Source organism: uncultured Tateyamaria sp., assembly GCF_947503465.1.
Classification (GTDB): Bacteria; Pseudomonadota; Alphaproteobacteria; order Rhodobacterales; family Rhodobacteraceae; genus Tateyamaria.
Map to the genome: position 1 here is coordinate 1,240,275 of NZ_CANNDN010000001.1, position 22,777 is coordinate 1,263,051.

Annotated in this window: 17 protein-coding genes; 4 read left to right on the forward strand and 13 right to left on the reverse strand. The window is 65.5% G+C overall.

Features of this window, described 5'->3' with window-relative positions; genetic code table 11:
• Positions 1-34 precede the first annotated feature (34 nt).
• The 3 genes from Q0844_RS06390 to fsa form a co-directional block, all read right to left on the reverse strand.
• Positions 35-973, reverse strand: coding sequence for a tyrosine recombinase XerC (locus tag Q0844_RS06390; RefSeq protein ID WP_299045225.1), 939 nt, complete (start codon positions 971-973; stop codon positions 35-37).
• 82 nt (positions 974-1,055) lie between these two features.
• A complete protein-coding gene (locus tag Q0844_RS06395) occupies positions 1,056-1,763 on the reverse strand; it encodes a DUF484 family protein (protein WP_299043157.1) in 708 nt (235 codons plus the stop codon).
• Positions 1,764-2,047: 284 nt separating this feature from the next.
• Positions 2,048-2,701 (reverse strand): fructose-6-phosphate aldolase, encoded by a 654-nt coding sequence (gene fsa / locus Q0844_RS06400; protein ID WP_299043158.1) that lies wholly within the window; start codon positions 2,699-2,701, stop codon positions 2,048-2,050.
• A 90-nt stretch (positions 2,702-2,791) separates the two neighbouring features.
• Between fsa and Q0844_RS06405 the strand changes: the two genes are divergently transcribed.
• Entirely contained in the window at positions 2,792-4,984 is a 2,193-nt protein-coding gene (locus Q0844_RS06405; RefSeq protein WP_299043160.1) for a primosomal protein N', read from the forward strand.
• 77 nt (positions 4,985-5,061) lie between these two features.
• Here the strand turns inward: Q0844_RS06405 and Q0844_RS06410 are convergent, their stop codons facing one another.
• Both Q0844_RS06410 and ileS read right to left on the reverse strand, forming a co-directional pair.
• Positions 5,062-5,316, reverse strand: coding sequence for a DUF3253 domain-containing protein (locus Q0844_RS06410; protein ID WP_299043162.1), 255 nt, complete (start codon positions 5,314-5,316; stop codon positions 5,062-5,064).
• Between the two features lie 32 nt (positions 5,317-5,348).
• Positions 5,349-8,333 carry an isoleucine--tRNA ligase gene (gene ileS / locus Q0844_RS06415; RefSeq protein ID WP_299043164.1) on the reverse strand — a complete coding sequence of 995 codons (2,985 nt, stop codon included), beginning with the start codon at positions 8,331-8,333 and terminating at the stop codon, positions 5,349-5,351.
• Positions 8,334-8,581: 248 nt separating this feature from the next.
• On the opposite strand from ileS, the gene Q0844_RS06420 reads away from it, so the two are divergent.
• Positions 8,582-9,757, forward strand: a complete 1,176-nt coding sequence (locus Q0844_RS06420) for an NAD(P)/FAD-dependent oxidoreductase (RefSeq protein ID WP_299043165.1) — start codon at positions 8,582-8,584, stop codon at positions 9,755-9,757.
• On the opposite strand, the gene Q0844_RS06425 is transcribed toward Q0844_RS06420, so the two are convergent.
• The 5 genes from Q0844_RS06425 to Q0844_RS06445 all read right to left on the reverse strand — a co-directional run bounded on the left by Q0844_RS06425 (position 9,754) and on the right by Q0844_RS06445 (position 17,069).
• On the reverse strand, positions 9,754-12,465 hold the full coding sequence (locus tag Q0844_RS06425; protein WP_299043166.1) for a DUF2339 domain-containing protein: 2,712 nt from the start codon (positions 12,463-12,465) through the stop codon (positions 9,754-9,756). The two genes, Q0844_RS06420 and Q0844_RS06425, sit on opposite strands and share 4 nt — an antisense overlap.
• 114 nt (positions 12,466-12,579) lie before the next feature.
• Positions 12,580-14,199, reverse strand: coding sequence for an FAD-dependent oxidoreductase (locus Q0844_RS06430; RefSeq protein ID WP_299043167.1), 1,620 nt, complete (start codon positions 14,197-14,199; stop codon positions 12,580-12,582).
• A gap of 10 nt (positions 14,200-14,209) precedes the next feature.
• A complete protein-coding gene (locus Q0844_RS06435; RefSeq protein ID WP_299043168.1) occupies positions 14,210-15,217 on the reverse strand; it encodes a TIGR01620 family protein in 1,008 nt (335 codons plus the stop codon).
• Positions 15,217-15,660, reverse strand: coding sequence for a GNAT family N-acetyltransferase (locus Q0844_RS06440; RefSeq protein WP_299043169.1), 444 nt, complete (start codon positions 15,658-15,660; stop codon positions 15,217-15,219). The genes Q0844_RS06435 and Q0844_RS06440 overlap by 1 nt, the downstream gene beginning before the upstream one ends.
• Complete coding sequence (locus tag Q0844_RS06445; protein ID WP_299043170.1) at positions 15,657-17,069, reverse strand: YcjX family protein; 1,413 nt, start codon at positions 17,067-17,069, stop codon at positions 15,657-15,659. The genes Q0844_RS06440 and Q0844_RS06445 overlap by 4 nt, the downstream gene beginning before the upstream one ends.
• Positions 17,070-17,239: 170 nt before the next feature.
• On the opposite strand from Q0844_RS06445, the gene truA reads away from it, so the two are divergent.
• A complete protein-coding gene (gene truA, locus Q0844_RS06450) occupies positions 17,240-18,007 on the forward strand; it encodes a tRNA pseudouridine(38-40) synthase TruA (RefSeq protein ID WP_299043172.1) in 768 nt (255 codons plus the stop codon).
• Here truA and Q0844_RS06455 read toward each other — a convergent pair.
• Positions 18,004-18,498, reverse strand: coding sequence for a hypothetical protein (locus Q0844_RS06455; protein ID WP_299043174.1), 495 nt, complete (start codon positions 18,496-18,498; stop codon positions 18,004-18,006). The genes truA and Q0844_RS06455 overlap by 4 nt on opposite strands.
• A 2-nt stretch (positions 18,499-18,500) precedes the next feature.
• Positions 18,501-20,138, reverse strand: coding sequence for a hypothetical protein (locus tag Q0844_RS06460; RefSeq protein ID WP_366522979.1), 1,638 nt, complete (start codon positions 20,136-20,138; stop codon positions 18,501-18,503).
• 1,126 nt (positions 20,139-21,264) lie between these two features.
• Between Q0844_RS06460 and Q0844_RS06465 the strand changes: the two genes are divergently transcribed.
• The gene (locus tag Q0844_RS06465; RefSeq protein ID WP_299043176.1) at positions 21,265-21,495 is read left to right on the forward strand and encodes a hypothetical protein; all 231 of its coding nucleotides are present in this window, start codon (positions 21,265-21,267) and stop codon (positions 21,493-21,495) included.
• Between the two features lie 12 nt (positions 21,496-21,507).
• Here the strand turns inward: Q0844_RS06465 and Q0844_RS06470 are convergent, their stop codons facing one another.
• A complete protein-coding gene (locus tag Q0844_RS06470; protein WP_299043177.1) occupies positions 21,508-22,743 on the reverse strand; it encodes an acyl-CoA dehydrogenase family protein in 1,236 nt (411 codons plus the stop codon).
• Between the last annotated feature and the right edge of the window lie 34 nt (positions 22,744-22,777).

Genomic DNA, 22,777 nt, shown 5'->3' on the forward strand with positions numbered 1-22,777 from the left:
ACGTTTGCTGCACGTTTGCGTGATGGCTGCGGCCTTACGCCTTTGGATGGGCCTTGGCGTAGACCTCCATCAGGCGCACCGTGTCCACTGCCGTATAGGCCTGTGTGGTCGACAGGGATGCGTGGCCCAGAAGTTCCTGGATGGCCCGCAGGTCACCGCCCGCATTCAACAGATGCGTGGCAAAGCTGTGGCGCATGGCATGCGGCGTGGCGCTGGCGGGCAGGCCCAGTTGCATGCGTGCATTTGCCATGACCTTCTGGATGGCGCGCGGCGCCAGCGCCCCGCCCCGGATCGCCCGAAACAATGGCCCCTCCGCAGGCAGGTTGAACGGGCACGCGGTCGTGTACGCCTGCACGGCGTCACGCGCCGCATCGATCACCGGCACGATCCGTTCCTTGCCGCCCTTGCCCGTGATGCGCAGGACCTGTGGCAGGGGCGCCTGCCCCGCCGTCAGCGACAGCGCCTCGGAAATCCGCAGACCGCAGCCCCACAGCAGGGTCAGCACCGCCGTGTCCCGCAGACCGACCCATGGCTTGTCCGATTGCAGCGGCGCGATCTCCAGCACCTCTCGGGCGGCGCTTTCGTCCAGTGGGCGTGGCAGTTTCTTGGTGAACTTGGGCGCGCGGGTGCTGAGCACGGCCGTGGGTTCGAACCCTTCGCGCGGGGCCAGCCATTTATAGAAGGATTTGACCGCCGACAGTTTCCGCGCAAGCGACCGGGCACCGACACCCCCTGCCCGCATGTTGGCCATCCATGATCGCATGTCGCGTATGTCGATGCGCGCAAGCGCACCCAATCCCTGGCTCTGGCCGGAATGCACGGTCATAAAGGCGAGGAATTCGGCGATATCGCGGCTGTAGGCCGAAATGGTATTCTCTGCGGCGCCATTTATCGCGCCCTGGTGCGCCAGAAACAGGTCCAACGCGTCGCGGGCGGCGGGGGAGATCAAAGCACTGCTGGACGTCTCTGCCATATCGCGCATCGAAAAGAACCCGGTCGCGCCGCTGACGCGGCGGGGTATTTTCGATCCCTTTCGGTCCTGACGTAGAGCGGGCTCATCCCAGCCAGCGCCGCATGGCCCGTTCGAAGACCCCGGTGAAAAAGCCCAGAAGGTCGGTGCCCTGCTGCGGGCCGAACATGTGCGGGTCTTCGGCCCCCATGACCAACAGGCCGGGCAAACGCCCGTCGCCGAAATCGAGCTTGAGGCACGCCTCGGACCGGATCCAGGTGGCATCGTCGCCATAAATCTCGGTGTCTGCGTCCTGCACCTGGCGCAGCGTGACCTGGCGCACATTGCCGCCGCGCCCGTCGGTCAGGTAGTCGTCGATAAAGCCCGGTTCTGCCACGCTGAGCACGTCGCCGAGCCGTTGCACCGCAGGGTCATTGTCGTTCTGAACCGATTCCAGCACCAGCTTGACCGCATCCACCCGCAGGATTTCCGCAACCTCTCCGCCCAGGTCCTTGAGGAACGGTTCGAATTCGAGCGGGTCCAGCATGCGCAGGATGGCGCGGTGGATCTGGTTCGTGCCGGCCAGGTTTTCATAGGCCGCCGCGATGACCGACCGGTGCGTGTCTTCGAGCCGGTCCAGCCGCGCCTCGAGCCGTTCCATCGCCAATCCGCGCAGGTCAACGATGTTGCCACCCATTGCCCGTTCGTTGGCCGCGATCAGCGCATGCATCAGGTCCTTGTCATCAAGGATGACATCCGGACGGGTGATAATCGCCTCTCGCAGGGCGTCGTCAATCTTGGGCTGGCTGCTCATACCGTACCTAAACTTTTTCTTGGCGCCGCTTATAACACGGCGATTCCGCGAAATCTGCCCCGAACTTGGAATAATTGTTCGGACTTTGCGCGCCTGTTGCGCCGGTGACGTCACGACCGGGGAAGTGCGCCTGCAACTTCCCCGTGAATCGCACCCGCCCGCCTGTCATATCCCGCGCATGACAAGACCACACGAAGCCACCACTCACGGGTCCGCGCCCCGACTTTTCCCCCTGGGGCCGGATGCGCTTCGCGTGTTGCTAAGGCGAGCCGGAAACGCCTGAGTTACAGGATTTTCTGACCCGTCTTGGCCCAGTCCTTCATGAAGGCATCAAGGCCCTTGTCCGTCAGCACGTGGTTGGCCAGTTTCTTGATCACGTCCGGGGGCGAGGTGATGACGTCCGCCCCGATCTTGGCGCAATCCTGGATGTGGTTCACCGACCGGATGGAAGCCGCCAGGATTTCCGTCTCGAACCCGTAATTGTCGTAGATCGTGCGGATGTCTTCGATCAGTTCCAGACCGTCGAGGTGAATGTCATCGAGACGCCCGATGAAGGGCGAGATGAAGGACGCCCCCGCCTTGGCCGCGAGCAGCGCCTGGTTGGCGGAGAAGCACAGCGTGACATTGACCATCTTGCCCTCGCCCGACAGCACCTTGCAGGCCTTGAGCCCGTCCCACGTCAGCGGCAGCTTGACGGTGATGTTGTCCGCGATCTCGGCCAGCTTGCGGCCTTCGGCGATCATGGCGTCGGCCTCGAGCGCCACTACTTCGGCGCTGACCGGGCCGTCGACCAGATCGCAGATTTCCTTGGTCACTTCGAGGATGTCGCGCCCCGATTTCAGGATCAGCGACGGGTTGGTGGTGACACCGTCGACCATTCCGAGGTCATTGAGTTCGGCGATGGCGTCAATCTCGGCTGTGTCTACGAAGAATTTCATGTGCGGCCCCCTTAGATGGCTTGGCGTTTGCTTGGGATGGCTTTACCTCAGGATGCGTGAAGACTGAACCCCTCATATGTTGGCGCTAACATGATCCCGTCCTTTTATGACGAGGGCGCGTTGGTGGCCGTGCTGACCACGCAACCGCTGGACCGGGCGCTGGATTACAGGGCCCCCGAGGGCGGGTGCCACCTGGGCGCGTTTGTCGAGGTGCCGCTTGGGCCGCGCAAGGTGCTGGGCGTGGTGTGGGGACCGGGCAAGGGCGACTATGATTATGCCAGGGTGCGGTCGGTTCTGCGGGTGCTGGATGCAGCCCCGATGCGGGATGAGATGCGCAGTTTTCTGGAAAAGGCGGCCGCCTATACGCTGACGCCGATGCCTGCGATGCTGCGGCTGGCCACCCGCGCGCCGGGTCTGGGCGACCCACCGTCGATGCGCAAGGTATACCGGCGTGGCGCGTCGGAGCCGGACCGGATGACCGATGCCCGCCGCCGGGTGCTGGAGTTTCTGGGCGCATACGGGGATTTGGCGTTCACCTTGAAGGAACTGGCTGACCTGTCGGGTGTGACCGCGTCGGTGATCAAGGGGCTGGTGAAACAGGGTGCCGTTGCCGAAGAGGACAGCCCCCGCGACCTGCCCTTTCCGCCGATGGATCCCGGGCGCGACGGCAAGGCGCTTACGGAAGATCAGGCGCAGGCGGCGACGCATATCGCATCCGCCGTTGCGTCGGGGACCTATGGCACCACGCTTTTGCGGGGCGTGACCGGGTCGGGCAAGACCGAAGTGTATCTGGAGGCCGTCGCCGCCTGCCTGCATGCGGGGCGGCAAGCGCTTGTCCTGTTGCCTGAAATCGCGCTGACGGCCGAATTTCTGAAGCGGGTCGAGGCGCGATTTGGCGCACGGCCCGCCGAATGGCATTCGGGCGCGACCATGACCGAGCGGCGGCGTATCTGGCGGATGGTCGGGCACGGCAATGCGCAGTTGGTGATCGGGGCCCGGTCCGCCCTGTTCCTGCCCTACCGGAACCTTGGCCTGATCGTGGTCGATGAAGAGCATGACACCTCCTACAAGCAGGAGGACGGGGTGCTCTACAATGCGCGGGACATGGCGGTGTTGCGCGCCTCGCTGTTGGGGGCGCAGGTGGTTCTGGCCTCGGCCACGCCGTCGCTGGAGTCGTGGGCCAACGCGGAAAGCGGCAAGTACACGCGGCTTGACCTGGAGGCGCGCTTCGGCCCGGCGGTCATGCCCACGATGCAGACCATCGACATGCGGGCCGAGAAGCTGCCGGGCAATCGCTGGGTGTCTGAGGACTTGAAGCGCGCGGTCGAGGCGCGGCTGGCCGCCGGCGAGCAGGCGATGCTGTTCTTGAACCGCCGGGGCTACGCGCCGATCACCCTGTGCCGTGCCTGCGGCCATCAGGTGGGCTGTGATCAATGCGACGCGCGCATGGTCGAACACCGGTTCCTGAAGCGGTTGATGTGCCACCAATGTGGCGAGACGAAGCCGTTGCCGACCGTCTGTCCGTCCTGCGGGGCCGAGGACCGGATGGCCCCCGTGGGGCCCGGTGTGGAACGGCTGGGCGAAGAGGCGGTGGAGCTGTTTCCAGACGCCCGCGTGGCGGTGCTGAGTTCGGACATGTACGGATCGGCCCGTGCGTTGAAGGCCGAAATCGAGGCCATTGCCGAGGGTGGGGCCGATGTGATCATCGGCACGCAACTGGTGGCGAAGGGGCACAACTTTCCGAACCTGACGCTGGTTGGGGTGATCGACGCCGATCTGGGCTTGCAGGGGTCCGACCTGCGCGCGGCGGAACGCACATTTCAGTTGATGCGGCAGGTGGCAGGCCGGGCGGGCCGGGCCGAGAAGCCGGGCACGGCGATGTTGCAGACCTATCAGCCGGATCATCCTGTTATCCGGGCCATTCTGGCGGGGGACGAGGACGGGTTCTGGCGGGCCGAGGCCGCACAGCGCGACGCGGCAGGGGTGCCGCCTTATGGCCGGATGGCGGGCATTATCCTGAGCGGGCCCGATGTGGCGCAGGTCTTTGACGTGGCCAATGCGCTGGCGCGCAACCCGGCCCCGTTGACCCGCGTGGGCGCACAGGTCTTTGGCCCGGCCCCTGCCCCGATCGCACGGGTGCGCGGCCGGCACCGGGTGCGGATGCTGGTCAAGGCAGGCAAAGGCGTGGCCTTGCAAGGGGCCATCGCGCAGTGGATCAGCCAGGTGCGCCTGAAGGGTGATCTGAGGCTGGCCGTCGATATCGATCCCCAGAGCTTCTACTGATCCCAAGGACGCGCTGGCGCGCGACGACATGTTTCAGGGGGCTCTGCCCCCGGCCTGCGGCCTCCCCCGTCGTATTTTCAGTCGGAAGAAGACGGAAGGCCAAGCCGGATCGGGCCTTTGGCCGTTGTCGGGTCGACACCGACGCCCCCTTGCGTGACCGTGACCTGCCCCTGTCTGGCCAGGGTCCGGGCGATGCGGCGGATGTCCGGCATCAGGGGGCGCCAGTCTTCGGACACGGCGCGGGCCACTTCGGACGGGCACATCGTCTTGCCCGTCCCGCGTGCGTGGACCGCGTCAAGGATCGCGGCCCGGATCGTGGCGTCATCCGTCATGGGCCGGTATGTAAGGCGCGGATCTCTGTTGCCTAGCCCAGCGCGTCGTTGCAGCGCCCGCAGACGCCCGGATGGGCGTGCAGGCCGACATCCGGCAGCACCTTCCAACACCGGGCGCATTTCGTGCCTTCGGCCTTTTCGAACACCACGCCCAGATGCGGGACCTCGGGTAGGCGGAATGCCTCGGCCGGGGCCGGATCGGTGGTGACGCTGATCTGCGAGGTGATGCAGATATCGGCAAAGGGCAGCTCTTGCAGCGTCGCGGCAAGCTCTGTGTCTTCGACATGCACGACCGGGGCCGCTTCGAGCGACGCGCCGATCACCTTGTCCGTCCGCTGGATTTCGAGCGCTGCGGTGACCGCCCGCCGGGCGCCGCGGATGCCCGTCCACTTGGCGGCCAGTGCATCATCGCGCCAGGTGGCGGGTGTGTCGGGGATGTCCGTCAGGTGGACCGAGCTGTCATCGCCGGGGTTCCGTTCGAGCCAGACCTCTTCCATCGTGAAGACGAGGATCGGGGCCAGCCACGTGGTGAGCCGGTGATAGAGCAGGTCCAGCACGGTGCGCGCCGCGCGCCGTTCAGCCGTGTCGCCGTCGCAATAGAGCGCGTCCTTGCGGATGTCGAAATAGAAGGCCGACAGGTCCACGGTGGCGAACGTGAACACGGCCGAGAACACGCGCTGGAAATCGAAGGCCGCGTAGCCGTCGCGCACGGTCTGGTCCAGTTCGGCCAGCCGGTGCAGCACCCAGCGTTCCAGTTCGGGCATGTCGGCCGGATCGGTCCGGTCCGTTTCGGTGAAGTCCGACAGCGAGCCGAGCATGAACCGCATCGTGTTCCGCAGCCTCCGGTAGCTGTCGGCCACGCCCTTGAGGATCTCCGGCCCGATCCGCTGGTCGGCGGTGTAGTCCGTCTGCGCCACCCAGAGCCGCAGGATGTCCGCCCCGTATTGCTTGATCACTTCCTCGGGCACGATCGTGTTGCCAATGGATTTCGACATCTTGAGGCCCTTTTCATCGAGCGTCATGCCGTGTGTGACCACGTTGCGGTAGGGCGCGTGGCCCGTGGTGCCCACCGATTGCAGCAGGGATGAGTGGAACCAGCCGCGGTGCTGGTCCGTGCCTTCCATATAGACGTCGGCGGTGCCATCCTCTGACCCGTCGGCGCGGTCGCGCAGGACAAAAGCGTGGGTCGAGCCGCTGTCAAACCATACGTCGAGGATGTCCGTCACCTGTTCGTAGTCGTCGGGGTTCACGATCCCTTCGAGGAAGCGTTGCTTGGCCCCTTCATCGTACCAGGCGTCTGCCCCTTCCGCCTCGAACGCGGACGTGATGCGGCGGTTCACCTGGGGGTTGCGCAGCAGGAAGTCGTCATCCGTGGGCAGCGCGCCCTTCTTGGTGAAGCAGGTGAGCGGCACGCCCCAGGCGCGTTGGCGCGACAGCACCCAGTCGGGGCGGCTTTCCATCATGGAATGCAGGCGGTTGCGGCCCGATTTGGGCGTCCAGTTGACGTTGTCGATTTCCGTCAGCGCGCGCTGCCGGATGGTTGTCCCATGCGTGTCCTGCCCGTCGCCGACCGGCTTGTCGATGGCGGCGAACCATTGCGGTGTGTTGCGGTAGATCACCGGCGCCTTGGACCGCCAGGAATGGGGGTAGGAGTGCTTGATCTTGCCACGGGCCAGCAGCCCGCCCACCTCGGCCAGTTTGTCGATGACGGCGGCGTTGGCGTTGCCTTCCTTCCCGTTGGGTTTCAGGATCGCCTTGCCGCCGAAGAACGGCAGGTCGTCGCGGAAGCGCCCGTCGGGGTTCACGTTGTAGGTGATCACCTGTTCGAGCATGCCAAGCTCGCGGTAAAGCTCGTATTCCTCCATCCCGTGGGACGGGGCGCAGTGGACGAACCCGGTGCCTTCGGTGTCGGTCACGAAATCGGCGGCGCGGAAATCGCGGATGTCGTCCCATGCGCCACCCGCCCCATCGGCCCCGTTCAGCGGGTGCGAGAGCGTCATCGCTTCAAGTTGCGCGGGCGTCACGTCGCGCAGGCGGCGGTACATCGTGTCATCGAGCCGTGCGCGGCCCAGCACATCGGCGGCGAGGTTGTCGGCCAGGATATAGCGGTCGCCGATGCGCGCCCAGCATTCCTCGGGCCGGCCCGTCACCTCGTAGAGGCCATAGGCGATGTCGGGGCCGAACACGACCGCCTTGTTCGACGGGATGGTCCAGGGCGTGGTGGTCCAGATCACCACATAGGCGCCCTTGAACGCGGTCGCGGCCCTGGTCTCCGCCTCGAGAATGGCGGCGGCTTCGTCGGTGCCCACTTCCTCGCCCGCGAGGACGAGGTCCGGCATCTCGAAATCCTCGACCCGGAACTTCACCCAGATGGTGAAGCTGTCCTTGTCGTGGTACTCGACCTCCGCCTCGGCCAGCGCCGTCTGTTCCACCGGCGACCACATCACGGGTTTCGAGCCCTGGTAGAGCGTGCCGTTCATCAGGAATTTCATGAATTCCTCGGCAATCACCCGTTCGGCATGGAAATCCATGGTCAGGTACGGCTGATCCCAGTTGCCGGTGATGCCCAGCCGCTTGAATTCCTCGCGCTGGATATCCACCCAACCGGCGGCGAAATCGCGGCATTCGGCGCGGAATTCGTTGATCGGCACCTCGTCCTTGTCGCGGCCCTTCTTGCGGTACTGTTCCTCGATCTTCCATTCGATGGGCAGGCCGTGGCAGTCCCAGCCGGGGATGTAACGCGCGTCACGCCCCATCATCTGGTGCGAACGCACGATCATGTCCTTGATCGTCTTGTTCAGGGCGTGGCCGATATGCAGGTGGCCGTTGGCGTAGGGCGGACCGTCATGCAAGGTAAAGGGCGTGCGGCCCTCCTTCTCGCGCAGGCGGTCATAGACCCCGATCCGTGCCCAGCGTTCCAGCCATCCGGGCTCGCGCTTGGGCAGGCCCGCGCGCATGGGAAAGTCGGTCTTGGGCAGGTTAAGGGTGTCTTTGTAGTCGGGCGTTTCGGCGCACATCGGCTGCGTCCTCAAAATTCGGTCAATCGGGGGTATAGCGGTTCGGTGCGACGGCTCAAGCACCTTTGCCCGGCGGCTCGATGGTGGATCAGAGCGCCGGGGATATAATTCGCAGAATGATGGTCCGGGTCATCATGGGCGCGTTATAGGCGCAGGGACCCGGAGCGTCCAGTGGGCCAAGATGCCTCATTTTCCGCGCAGTCCAACGGGATAGGGTGACGCGAAAACGTGACAGGACGGAGTGGCATATGAAGATCGCGATTGCCGGGGCCGGTGTTGGTGGATTGGCAGCCGCCATTCTCTTGGGCCAGCGCGGCGTGGATGTGACGGTCTTCGACCAGTTCGACACCCCTGCCCCCGTGGGGTCCGGTTTGGTCATTCAACCCGTCGGCCAGGCGGTTCTGGAGGCGTGCGGTCTGAAGGCGCAGATCTTTGAAACCGGCACTGCAATCCACCGGATGCTGGGGCACGAGGCGGAGAGCGGGCGGCGCGTGCTGGATGTGTGGTACGACCGGGCCGGCCATCAGCGTGTGGGGCTGGCCGTGCACCGCAACGCCCTGTTTTCGGCCCTTTGGGACGGAGCCGTGGCCGCCGGTACCACCCTGGAGTTGGGGGCCAAAGTTGCAGACGCGCGGCCCGGCTGTCTTGTGCTGGACAACGGCACCGAGGCGGCCGGTTTCAATCTGATCATTGACGCCTTGGGCGCCCGTTCCCCACTGACACCTATGCGGGCCAGCGCGCTGCCCTATGGGGCGCTGTGGGCCAATGTGCCCTGGGCGGATGCGACCGCGCTGCCGACGGACCAGTTGCGCCAGACCTATCGCAAGGCAAACCGCATGGTCGGCGTGCTGCCCATCGGCGTGCCACCCGGTGCACAGGGACCGATGGCCGCCATCTTCTGGTCCTTGCCGCGTGGGGGCCACGCCGCGTGGCGGGCGGCGGGACTGGAGGCATGGCAAGCCGAAGCCGCCGCGCTGTGGCCCGCCTTTGCCCCCTTTGCGGCCCAGATCACCGACCCGGACCAGTTTACCATGGCGCGCTATGCGCATGGCACGCTGGATATGCCTTTTGGTCCCGGCATCGCCCATATCGGCGATGCCGCCCACCGCGCCAGCCCGCAACTGGGTCAGGGGGCCAACATGGCGCTTCTGGATGCCTATGCCCTGGCCCAGGCCATTGCGGCCCACGGACCAGACGCCGCCCTGCCCGTCTATGCGCGGGCCCGGCGCTGGCACGTGCGCACCTACCAGTGGATGAGTTGGGCCTTTACCCCGCAATACCAATCCGACAGCCGCTGGCTGCCGGTCTTGCGTGACCGCGTGCTGTTCCCCGCGTCACTGGTGCCGCCGGTGCCCCGCATCCTGTCCGGTCTGGTCTGCGGCACACTGCTGCCCGCCTTTCCGCGCGGCGATCCGTTGCGCTAGCCCTTGGTTTGCGCCCAGCGGTTCAGCCAGGCCAGTCCGGCCAGCGACAGCCCCAGAACCACCAGCGACAAGACCCGCACCAACCCGTCCAGCCCGGAGATGTCGACCAGGAACACCTTGGCCACGGCCAGGCCGATCGCCACCAGCCCCGCCCGGCGCAGGCCCGCCGCATTGCGCGCCAGCGACTGGTAGAACAGGACCGCACCGGTCAGCAGGATCGCCACGGTGTAGCTGTAGAGTTCGGGCTGCAAATAGCCAAAGGACAGCTCCATCCGGTTTGCCCCCTGCCAAAGGTGCCGGATCGTGGCGAAGGCCCAGTAGACGGTGACGCCCACAGCCATCGTGCCAAGACCCAAGCGCAGAATGCGGTGGCGCAACCGCCAGGCCCCCACCGCCAGCACCAGCGCAGGCAGCAGGTAGGCCGGGATCAGCGTGTTCAGAACCGGCGGGCCTGCCACATCCTTGCCCCAGTCGGTGAACAGCGGCGACAGCACGGTCATGCCAAGCGCCAGCACGCCAAACCCGATCAGGCCAAAGACCAGCGCCAGCCCACCGCGCACCAGGGCCAGGATGCCGCCCAACCCTTCGATCCGCAGCAATTGCACCAGCATCAGCCCCAGCCAGATCACCGCAAACAGCCCCAGCGCCCAATGCGAATCCGTGTTGGTGCCGGGCAGCAGGTCATCAAGAAAGCGGATCAGCAGCAGCGACAGCACCATGCCCGCCGTCGACCACGCGGCTGTGTCCAGCAGCACGCGTGCGGTTCGCCGTGCGCGTCCCCGCAGCAGCACAAGGGCCCCCACGAAGGCCGCCAGCGATCCTGCATAGGCCAGCAGCATCTCCCACAGGGGGGCGTCGAGCGCCCAGAACAGGCCCGGATCACCGACAAGGCGCGCGCCCACCGCCGTCACGCCCGCGGCAATGAACACCTGCATCAGCGGCAGCTTGAACTGCCTGTCCAGCCACGCAGCCACCAGCACGGTGACGGCCAGCGCCACGGTCAGGGCCGCAAGCGACAGGATCAGGACCAGCGCGAATGTGATCGATGCCAGCGCCGACAGCACAAACACCGACGCGCGGGTGCGGTCGGGCGCATCGACCCGTGCAAAGCGCAGGGCGAAACCCACCATGACTGCCGCCAGAACGATGGCATGCAGCGCCCAGGGGTAGGCGCCGATAACCTCTGCCGGACGCCATGTCAGTTCGAGGACAATCGCCATCACCGGGGCCGTCAGCGCCGCACCGAGGCCCCAGCCCAGCCCAAGCCCCGGCTGCAAGGCACGCAGGGCCGCCACGCCGCTCAAGAGCAGGCCCACACCCCACACCAGTGAAACCGCCAGCGGAAAGTCCGCTTCGGGACTTGTCGCGTAAGCCTCTGCAAAACCGGTCAGAACCGGGCCGAACGCGGCCCCTTCCCGCGCGACAACCGCGACGATGGCAAGAACGGGCAGTACGGTCAGTTCCTGCAACGAGGGGCCCGACATCGACCAATAGGCCAGCGCGAGGGCCAGCAACCCGAGGCTGATCACGGCCATCCAGAACGGTTCGGCCCCGGCCCCGGCGCTCCAGGCTACGGATCCGGCAGCGATGGCGACCGATACCAGCGCAAGCGCGGTCGGAAAGGCGGGCCTCTCAGCTTTTGGATCGCGCAGGAATTGCCACAGCATCGGGCCTGCATGATCGGGCCGGAACGACCGGGCCGGGATCAGGATCGCCAGAACGGCCAGCACCACGACATGGGCCTGGAACCCCAGAACCAGTTCGGCACCGCCACCCAGCACCGTCAGCCACCCCATGCCGAACCCGAGCGCCACCGACAGCACCGACACCCAGGCCCAGCGCCGGATCGTGTCGATGCCAAGGCCCACAGCCGCAATCACGCCGAAGTAGACAAACAGCCAGGACGTGGCGGGCACTGTGCTGCCAACCAGCAGCGGTGCGGTAAAGGCACCGATCACCCCCACGGCGGCCAGCAGCGGGCCATAGAGCCAGCCCAGCGCAACGCCCAGCAGGCCCACCGCCGCCATGCCGGCAAACGCCGCCTCGACACCGATCAGATCGTACAGCAGCCGCGCCGCCGCGATCCCGCCAAACAGAGACACAAGACCCGCGCCGGAAAAGACGGACGGGATGTAGGCCGTTGCACTGTCCGGATCATCGCCAAAGCGGCGGCGGATCACCTCGCCACCCGCGATCAGCGCGCCGCCAAAGCCGAGGGCCGCCAACACCCGCGCGGTGGGCGGGAAAAGGTCATTCTCGATCCCGTATTGCACCAGAAAAAGACCGGCCAGCGCCAGCGACAGTGCCGACACCGCATAGAACCAGTTGGCCACAACCCACGCAGCGAAACCCGACAGCATGGCATAACCGGCGGCGGGCGGCACGTCGGCCGGACGGGCCTCATGCCGGGCGGCCGCGACCCGGGCCGCGGCCGGTTCCGCCCGATCAAGCGGGGGTGGGCCGTCCGGATCGGCAGGCGTGTCCCATGGTGACGTGGCAGGCCCATCCGGCACCCGTGGTGCCACGGCGGCGATGTCCGGTGTCGGGGGGGCGGGCCGGTCTGCGCCCGGCGCGGACGGCACGGCGGATGCAGCGCGTTCCAGTTCGGCCACGCGGCGGCGCAGGCCCGACACGGCAGCCATCAGGTAAATCACGGCCACCGGTATCCCAAGGACCACCAGGCCGCCCAGTATCAAAAACCCGTCCATATCTGTCCCCTTCACGCCACCGTGATCCTAGATAGGTCACGTTGGCATGGGACAAAAGGCAAGGTTTTCCGGACCTTTGCGGCGCAAAACCAATGCGCCAGGCGCACAGGGCCTTCAGGTATCGGCGATATGCGCCCACACGGCAGACATCACCACGGACCCTTCGCCAACCGCGCTTGCGACCCGTTTGACCGATCCGGCCCGCACGTCGCCAACGGCAAAGATGCCCGGGCGTGACGTCTCGTACCCGCTGGCAGCACCCACATCTGCCCCGGTCTTGACAAAGCCCCTGTCGTCCAGTTCCACCAGATCCGACAGCCACTTTGTGTTGGGCGCGGCCCCCACCATGACAAACAGGGCCTTGGTGTTCAGGTTCCAGTCCTGACCGGCACGCCTGTCGCGAATGGTGATCGCCTCCAGCCGGTCCTGCCCGTGCAGTTCCTTGACCTGCGTGCAGATGTGGATCGTGATCTTCGGATGGCTTTCCAGACGCTGCAACAGATAATCCGACATGGACGACGCAAGGCTTTCACCCCGCACCAGCACATGCACGTGCCGCGCAGAGCGGGCGAGGAACATGGCGGCCTGTCCGGCCGAGTTGCCGCCACCGATCACGGCGACCTCGGTGTCCTTGCAATAGCGCGCCTCGACATCAGTGGCCGCATAATAGACGCCGCTGCCCTCAAAATCTTCCAACCGTTCAAGGGGCAAGCGGCGGTACTGAACCCCCGTCGCCACGATCAGCGCCTTGGCTGACACCCACTCGTCATTGTCCAGCTTGACATGGAACAGGTGCTTTTCGCATTGCATCAATTCCGTGGCGCGCACCGGCATCGCAAAGCGGGTGCCGAATTTCATTGCCTGCACTTCACCCCGGCCCACAAGGTCGCCGCCGGAAATGCCGGTGGGAAAGCCCATGTAGTTTTCGATCCGGGATGACGTGCCCGCCTGCCCGCCGATCGCCAGATCTTCGAGCACAACAGCGCAAAGCCCTTCGGCCCCGGCATAGACCCCCGCCGCCACACCGGCGGGGCCGCCGCCCACGATCGCCACGTCATAGACGTCTTCCTTGCGCAGCGCCATGTCGAGGCCCAGCGCCAGTGCCACGCCGCGGGGTGTGGGCGGGTCGATCACCTGGTGCTTGGCAAAGACCACGGCCGGATGCGCGCGGTCGATGCGGCACTGGTTGGCCAGTTCCGTGCCCTCCGCGCTTTCAATCTCGACCTCGACAAACGGAATGCGATTGCGCGCGGCAAAGCTGGCGATGCGGCGCACATCGCGGTCAACCTCGCCGCCGATCAGGGTCAGCCCGCCTTCGGAATTGTCCAGCATCCGGCGACGCCGGGCGGCAAAGACCGTGATGATGATATCGGACATTTCGGGATTGTCGGACATCAGCTTGAGCATTTCGTCGCGTGGCACGCACAACAACTGAGTGTCCTGCACTGCCCGCCCGCCCAGAAAGGCGTGCGCTCCGGTCAGAAAGGCCAATTCGCCAAAGAACTGCCCCGGTCCTAGCGTCGCCTGGCCATAGCGCGTGCCGGTGGCAGAATTGATCGCCTCTGTTTCGCCCGACAGCAGGTAGTGGAACGTCTCGATCCGCTCTCCGGCCCGCTGAAAGCTGTCGCCGGCCTTGAGGTCGATGATCGTGCCGACCCGGTGCATTGCAGCCACATGTGCGTTCGTCAGGGGCGTGCGCACCATGGTTTGCAGATCAGGGGCGAAGGTTTCCATGCGCTGGGTCCTATTTGCGGTCGCTTTGAGATGTAAATAGGCCGCCCAGCGCTTGTTTCACCAAGCGCCGCGCCTTGGGCCGTTCCCCATTTGCATATACAAGCGGGCGGCAGACTTCCATCGCTGCCACGCCAACCCGCGCGGTGAGCGCGCCGTTGACCAACCCCTCGCCAAAGCGGCGCGACAGCTTGCCCAGGATCGAACCGCCCAGCACGGGTTCAAGCATGTCATCGCCCACCGCCACGGCACCGGTTGCCACAAGATGCGCCATCACCGCGCGTGTCAGCCGCCAACTGCCCAACAGCCCGCCCCGTCCGCCATAGATTTCCGCGATGCGCCGGATCATGCGCAGGTTCGCGGTCAGCGCCGCGACCACGTCCGCCAGCGCGATGGGAACCAGCGCCGTGACCGTTGCGACCTGCCGCGCGGCGGCCTCGACCTCGCGTTCGGCGGCGCGGTCCAGCGGGGCAACCAGGGTGTCCTCGGCCAGTTTCAGCAGGCCCGCCGCATCCATCTGATCACCGCGCAGCTCGGCCAGCCACGACCGTCCCCAGTCCGTATCGGGACGCCCGCGGTACAGCACGTCCAACCGGTCCACCACGGCCCGGGACGCTGCCAGGTCGTTCTGTTCGACGGCCTGTGCTGCGTCATGGCGCAACCCGTCAAGCCGCGTGAGGCGGCGCAGGGCCGCCAGCTCGCGCAGTGCGATGATCAGCAGGGTCAGAACAAAGGCGCCCAATAGCCCGGTAAAGGCCCAGCCGACCAACGGCGCCCGCGCAATCCATTCCGTGACAAAATCCCAGGCCGCCGCACCCAGCACCGCCGCCAGAAGCGCCCCGCCCAGTCCCCAGAAAAAGCGGCCCAGGCGCGACGGCTTGCGCGTGGCCACACGCGCGGCCATCTGCATCGCGTCGCCGCGCGGCAGGGCCACGGGTGTGCTGTCGGGCACCGGTGGTGCTTCGGCGACCTTGGGGGCGGGATCATCCTCGATCTCGATCAATACGGGGCCTTTGGCCATCAGTTCGGATCCTTGTGCCAGTCGTAGCGGATGTCGGGCAGGCCTTCGTCATTGGTGGACCCGTCGGAGCGCTCCACCTCGGCAAAGCCGTGGCGCAGATAGAAACGCTGCGCGCCGGTGTTGGCCTCGAACGTCCAGAGGGTCAGATGGTCAGACGCGGCTTTCATGCGGGCCAGAAGGGCGGCACCAATGCCCTGCCCCCGCGCCCCACCTGCCACGTAAAGCGAATGCACCTCTGCGCCTTTGAGGGCGCAGAAGGCGCGGACCTGCCCGTCCTGTTCGGCAACGGTCACCCACCCCTGTTCAATCATGTAGCCGGCAAAGGCCAGGTCTTCGGCCCGGGTATGGATACGGGGCATCCAGTCGGTGCCGTCAATGAAACCGGACAGGATCGCGCCCACCGCACCGGCGTCCGTGGGTTGTGCCGCGCGCAGATGGGTCACAGCTTGTCCCCGAAAAGGAACTGCGCCGCCCGGTCAAGCCGGATATGCGGCGGCCCGTCGCCCGGGCGCAAGGTCAGGGGCGCGGGGGCAAAGCGCATGACCTGGTAATCCCCGTCCAGCCACGCCTGCGCGCCGTTGGCGGCGGGCGACAGGATATGTGAGGGGTCATCGGGCAATGCGCCGGGGTAGAACGCGGCCTGTTTGCCTGTCTCAAGCAAGGTGCCCCGGACCACATCGAGCGGCTTTCCGTCGTTTTGCACCGTGTCTTCTGTCGTGGCGCGCAGGGCCGCGAGTGCGATGGCTTGGGTGTCCGCCCCGGCAAAGCGCGCCCGGTCGCGGGCATCGCGTGTCAGCGCCTCCATGATGGCTGTCAGCTTGGCATGTTGCTGGTGGTGCAGGTGGTCGGCCTTGGTCGTGGCAAAGAGGATTTTCTCGACCCGCTTGCCCCGAAAAAGCTGGCTGAGGAACGCGTTGCGCCCGGGACGGAAGGCCGACAGGATTTCGGACATGGCGGCGCGCATGTCCTCGACCGCGGCGGGGCCGTTATGGATGGCCCCAAGCGCATCCACCAGCACCACCTGCCGGTCGATGCGGGCGAAGTGATCGCGAAAGAACGGGCGCACGACTTGCGCCTTATAGGCCTCGTATCGGCGCGCCATTTCACGGCGCAGCGACCGGCGGGGCGCATCGCCCGGGGGCAGCGGGGCAAAGGTCAGAACCGGCGAACCCGCAAGGTCGCCGGGCAACAGGAAGCGCCCGGGCGTGCAATCCGAAAACCCGGCCGCGCGCGCGGCGTGCAGATAGTCGGTAAAGGCGGATGCAAGCGTTTTGGCCTGCACCTCGTCCAACCTGGCCGTCCCGTCGGTGCCATCCAATGCCGCGCGGAACGCGTCCGCGCTTTTGCGCGGTTCCAGTCGCGCAAGGGTGGCAGCGGACCAGTCGTCATAGCCTTGATCCAGCAGGCCCAGGTCCAGCAGCCATTCGCCGGGGTAGTCGATGATGTCCAGATGCACCGTGCGCGGGCCCTGCAACCCGGCCAGCAACCCGTTGGGCTTGACGCGCAGGGACACGCGCAATTCGCTGACCGCGCGGGTGCTGTCGGGCCAGCGCGGCGGCTGCCCCGTAAGCGCGCTGATATGCCCCTCGTAATCGAAACGCGGCACCGTATCGTCGGGTTGGGGTTGCAGATAGGCGGCCGCAATGCGCCCCTCGCTTGCCGCCAGGAGATGCGGCATCCGCCCCTGATCCAGCAAGTTCGCCACAAGCGAGGTGATGAACACCGTCTTGCCCGACCGTGCCAGCCCGGTCACCCCCAGCCGGATGGTCGTATCCCCAAACAGGTCCGCCCCGGTGTCGTAAATGCCCTGGGCCACATCCAGCACCCCATCGGCAAGTGTCGTCAGAACCACGCCCGGCCCCCTTTGATCTTTGCAGGGTATGTAGGCTCTTGCGCAGGCGCGTACCAGTTCGGTGTTGCGCGGGGTGAGGGTGCGGGAGCCTCCGGCGGGCATTTTTTTGGAACAATGAAGGTGCGGGCGTGGCGTTGCCGTCGGTGCCGTTTGGCGATAGGGGGGCGCGCATGCCGCGTTACGCTTTGAAAGTCGAATATCACGGGGGGCCGTTTGCCGGATGGCAGCGGCAGGCGGATCAGCCGTCAGTGCAAGGTTCCATCGAGGCCGCGCTGGCAAGGCTGGAGCCGCGCGACCACACCATTGCCGCGGCAGGGCGCACCGATGCGGGCGTGCACGGGTTGGCGCAGGTCGCCCATTGCGACATGGACAGGGACTGGGACCCGTTCCGCCTGTCCGAGGCGTTGAACCACCATCTGAAGCCGCATCCCGTCGCCATCGTGGACTGCGCGCGCGTCGCTCAGGACTGGCACGCCCGGTTTTCGGCCCGCGAACGACGGTATCTGTTCCGCATCCTGATGCGCCGTGCGCCTGCCACGCACCTGCGCGGACTTGTGTGGCGGGTGAATACCGCGCTGGATGTGGCGGCGATGCAGGCGGGCGCGGATCATCTGGTTGGTCGGCACGACTTTACCACCTTTCGGTCGTCGATCTGTCAGGCCGACAGCCCGGTGAAGACGCTGGACCGCCTGGACGTCCGCCGCGTCGATGGCGTGCACGGGCCGGAGGTGCATTTTGACGTGCGTGCCCGGTCCTTCCTGCACAACCAGGTCCGCAGCTTTGTTGGCACGCTGGAACGTGTAGGCGCTGGCGCCTGGGCACCCGGGGACGTCAAAACGGCGCTGGAGGCGCGTGAGCGCGCGGCATGCGGCCCGGTCTGTCCACCGGATGGGCTGTACCTGGCTGGCGTCGGCTATCCCGAGGATCCGTTCGCCTAGTCCAGTTCCATCAACCCTGCCCCTGCCCCGCCTCTGCGCGAGGCGTCGCTGTCAGGTACATAGGTTTTGGCCGCCAGATCGTTCATTTGCTGCAAAAGAGACGGGTCAACCTGCAGCCGTTCCGGGCGACCCTGCGCGCTGGGATCGGTCAGCGACAAGCGCACACTGATCCGCGTACCCGCAACATCGAGGTCGGACTTGCACGGCAGGCCCGACAACCAGCTGACCAGCATGGCGCGGGTGCCCGCATCCTCTTCGGTTGCATCGACCCGCGCGGCCGACACCGACGCCGCCTCGACAATGGTTTCGACGCGGCGGGCCAGATCCACGATCCGCCGCGGTTCGGCCAGGGCCAGGCCGATGGCCCCCTGCGGCCCGCCATCCGCCACGTGCCGCGCCAGCATCGCGCCAAAGGCCAGCGCCTGGGCGGGCGGCACCCCGGCGCCGCTGGCGGCCTTCACCCCCAGCGCCTGCACTTCGGTCCATGACATGTTCATTGCTCCATCACCGGAAGCCACCAATCATCCATTTCGGGACGCAGTTCATGCCCGAGCGGTGCACCCTGCGCCAGCGTGATGCGGGTCCACAGGTCAGACTTGGGATCGAACTTTGTCGCTCCAAAGAAGCTGAGCTTGCAGCGCAGCATATCAATGGGACGACAGGTCGCAGCAATGAGGTTGTCGCGGATTTCCGCATAGGGATAGCGCGCCAGCAGCGCAACGCGCTGAATCGCATAGGCGTGTTCGGGATGGCGGGCGGTGAAGTCAGACACCGGTTCCGGGACATCCGGCAGGTCGGCCCACAGCGCCGCAACCCTGCGCGCGATGTCAAGCGGGGCTTCAAGGTCGGCCCCCGGTTCGGCAAAGCGGTCGCCCAGCCTCGGTTCAAGCTTGGCCGCGCTTACATACCAGAACCGGCGGCATTGGTGCGCGTCGTCATAGTCGCAATCCGTGGCCCAGCGCCATTGGTCCCGAACGGCACGGGCCAACGCCGCCGTGTCCGCAAACGGGGCCACAAGCGGGCCAAACGGATCGCCCATGTCAGCGGCAAGGTCGTCCACATCCTCGGGACACACTTCGATTATCAGGGAAGTCAGAAGTTCCTGCAACGTGGCGCTTTTGGTCTGTGCCGCCTGCCACAGCGCGCCAAATGTGGGGGCCGCTTCGATCTGTGGGACAAATGCCGTCCAATCGGCCTCGAGCGTGCGCAGGATCGTGTCGTGGTCTTTTGCGGGCACGTGCCAATCGGCCAGATGGGCTCTGGCCCGGTGGGCCAGCGTTACCATGCGCGCCTTTTCCACTGCCTTGATCACCGGGCGGTCCAGCACGCGCGCAAGGGCAGTTTCGCGGGCCACCATCCAGTTGTGCAACAGCACCGGATGGGTCACCAGAAACGGCGCCATGCCAAGGCCGGTGGCATTGCCGATGCCGATGTGCCTTGCAAGGGCCGGGTCCAGCGCCCCGCCGCCGACATGCTGCACAAGGTCCAGCGTAAAGTGGCGGATCAGGTAAACCGTCAGCATCTCGGCCGCAAAGGGGCCGTCAAGCCCCGGCCGGTCTGCAATCAGGTGACGGTCGGCGATGCCGAACTTGCCGTTTCCGTAGACGGCGGTCGTGCGCATCAGATACCCGATGTCGCGGATCATCTGCGGGTCGGGCTGCGCGCCCGCCCGCAGTGCGGCGACGGTGGCATCCCACATGCGCACGGATTTGTTGGCCCGGCTCAGAACCAGATCACGTGGTTCGAACCGCCCTGCCTCTTGCTTGGGGGCCTGCCCGGCGATGCGGGCAATGTCGGCGGGTGTGGCCGTACCGTCAAACAGGACAAAGGCCGCATCCCACGCCGTGGCGATCACCCGGTCACTGCGCTGGTCCGGCGGCAGGTTGGTCGAGATGGCAACCAGCGAATAGGTGTGCCCGCCAAGATCGATGGCATAGGCCGCCTGTCCATAGCCCTGATCGCAGATGTCCCAATGGATGCGCCGCACCTGCGCCCGTTCGGCACAAAGCCTGCGCACCAGAACCCGCAGAAAGCTGAGCCGCGTGGGCATCATCTGGCCCATTTGCGCAAGGCGCAGAACCGTATCGGGCCGGCGCAGTCCCAGCGTCGTATGTTCATGCCTATCAAGCACTGTGTGTCCCCGTGCACGGTCCCTGTGCGTGTTCGGAACCTATAGCTGCACGGCACAGGCGCCAAGAAAAAACCCGCGATCGGGTCAATCGCGGGTCCAGTGAGATGCGGCAGCATCTTCATGTATCGATGAGTCCATCGGTCATGCCTCTTATTGGTTTCGCTGGGCGAGGGCATGTGGATTGAGGGCCCAAATCCTCCGACTGCGCCTTAGGTGGTGGAGTCGGGGGCGGTGGTGTAGGCGGACCGCTATCCGCAGATGCGAATTGCACCGCTTTCAGAACTGCCAGCAAGATCGCTACGACTAGTCCACCTTTTATGTTGTCCCACAAAGCCTCATGTCGCGCCGGGCGAACGTTGGCATAGACAGCCTCGACCACGTCCGGGTCGGCGGCGTCCAGCAGTGGGTCAGGTTTCTGTGTTTGTTTGTTCTCCATTCAGTTTCTCCTTTTGGATGATTTGACAGCATATCGGCATGTCCGACTGCGCCACCCTCGCAAGGCTTGGGTGTGCGGGAGTGGGCCATTTCGTATCCGAGCCGGTCGCCTGTCTGCTCTCAGGGCGTGGGCCAAAGCGGTTTTGGGCGCACTGGTCGATGAAGGCGCTGAGCGTGTCCCAGGGTCGGCGCAAGGCCAACGTGAGGACCGCCAGGTCTTCGTAGATGGTGCGTCCGGTCGTTGCCGCGGTCCCGATCAAGTCAGGTGCGTAGGCGGCGATCACAGCTGGCCCTGTGTTCGGACAGATGCCGAAGCGTGTTGCAAAGAGTATCCGTTTCATTTTCGCGTCTCCTTAAGTTTGCGAATGTTTCAAAAATCATGCTGCACGTGCAACATAATGCCGATAGTACTTCGTATTGAGCGAAATGCGCAACGCCAATGATAGACAAGTGGCGACATTTGTAACACGTTAGCGATAACGTTGCGTTGCGACATGATTTGGCGTGAAAATGTCGCTTTTGACGCAAAATTGCGCCTTGACCGCGCCTTTTCGCCGTGCGACACCAAAGTTGCGCCTTATGCGACGCTGAGTCCAGATTCAAAGAATCGATAAGGCCAGCGGTGACATTGGGCATCGGTCAGACCCGGCACAGAATCAGGCTGACCCAAGGGACACGAGAGGGCGATGCCATGGAACCGGAAGAGATCAAGGATCGCGTGACGATCCGTGTGAACGCCCAGATGGGCAAAGTTTTTCGAGAGATTATGGAGCTTACGCCGTCAAAATCGCCGACCGAAGTCGTGCGACGTGCGCTCGTCAACTATCACACCCTAGTCATGCAACAGGCCAAGGGAAGCGAGCTGCAGATCGTGACCGAGGACCCGGACGGCACGCGTCACAAGAAACCGATCTTTCTGTAATCGCAGCGGCCCTCAGATGGGCTGCTGCGTGTACTTCTTCAACTCGGCGCGGGCGACCTGACGGCGGTGCACCGCGTCGGGACCATCAGCCAGCCGCAGCGTGCGCTGGTGGGTCCACGCGTGGGCCAGCGGTGTGTCCTGGCTGATGCCCTGCCCGCCATGCATCTGCACCGCCTCATCGATGACTTTCAATGACACGCGCGGGGCCACGACCTTGATCTGGCTGATCCAGGGGGCGGCGGCACGCGGGTCGCCCTGGTCCATCATCCATGCGGCTTTCAGGCACAAAAGCCGCGCCATCTCGATCTCCATCCGGCATTCGGCGATAATGTCATAGTTGGCGCCAAGCTGGGCCAGTGGCTTGCCAAACGCTTCCTTTGACAGCGACCGTTTGCACATCAGCTCAAGCGCGGCTTCGGCCTGCCCGATGGCGCGCATGCAGTGGTGGATGCGGCCGGGCCCAAGGCGGCCCTGCGCGATCTCGAAGCCCCGCCCTTCGCCCAGCAGGATGTTTTCGGCGGGCACGCGGACATCCGTGAACCGGATGTGCATGTGGCCGTGCGGCGCATCGTCGTGGCCATAGACCAGCATGGGGCGCAGCACCTCGATCCCGTCTGTCCCCGCGGGGACAACGATCATGGATTGGCGCTTGTGCTTGGGCTGGTCGTCGCCTGCCGTCTTCACCATGACGATATAGACCTTGCAGCGCGGATCGCCTGCGCCGCTGGCCCAGTACTTCTCGCCATTCAGGACATAATCGTCACCATCGCGCACGCAGGACATGGAGATGTTGGTGGCATCGGACGAGGCCACGTCGGGCTCCGTCATCAGGTAGGCGGAGCGGATCTTGCCCTCGAGCAGCGGGGCCAACCAGTCGGATTTCATCTGGTCGGTGCCGTAGCGTTCGAACACTTCCATATTGCCGGTATCGGGGGCGGAACAGTTGAACACCTCTGCCCCCAGCGGCGTCTTGCCCATCTCTTCGGCGAAATGCGCGTATTCCACGGTCGTCAGGCCAAAGCCCTTGTCGCTGTCCGTCAGCCAGAAGTTCCACAACCCCGCCGCCTTGGCCTTGGCCTTGAGCCCTTCCAGGATCTCGGTCTGGCGGTCGGTGTACTGCCACCGATCGCCCTTGGCGACTTCGGCCGAGTATTCGTCCTCAAGCGGCATGATCTCGTCCCGGATCATGGCGGCCACGCGGTCCAGCAGATCGCGATTTTCGGGGCGTAGCGTAAATGACATGTCCATGGGTGATCTCCTCCTGCTTTGCGGGCAAGGTGGC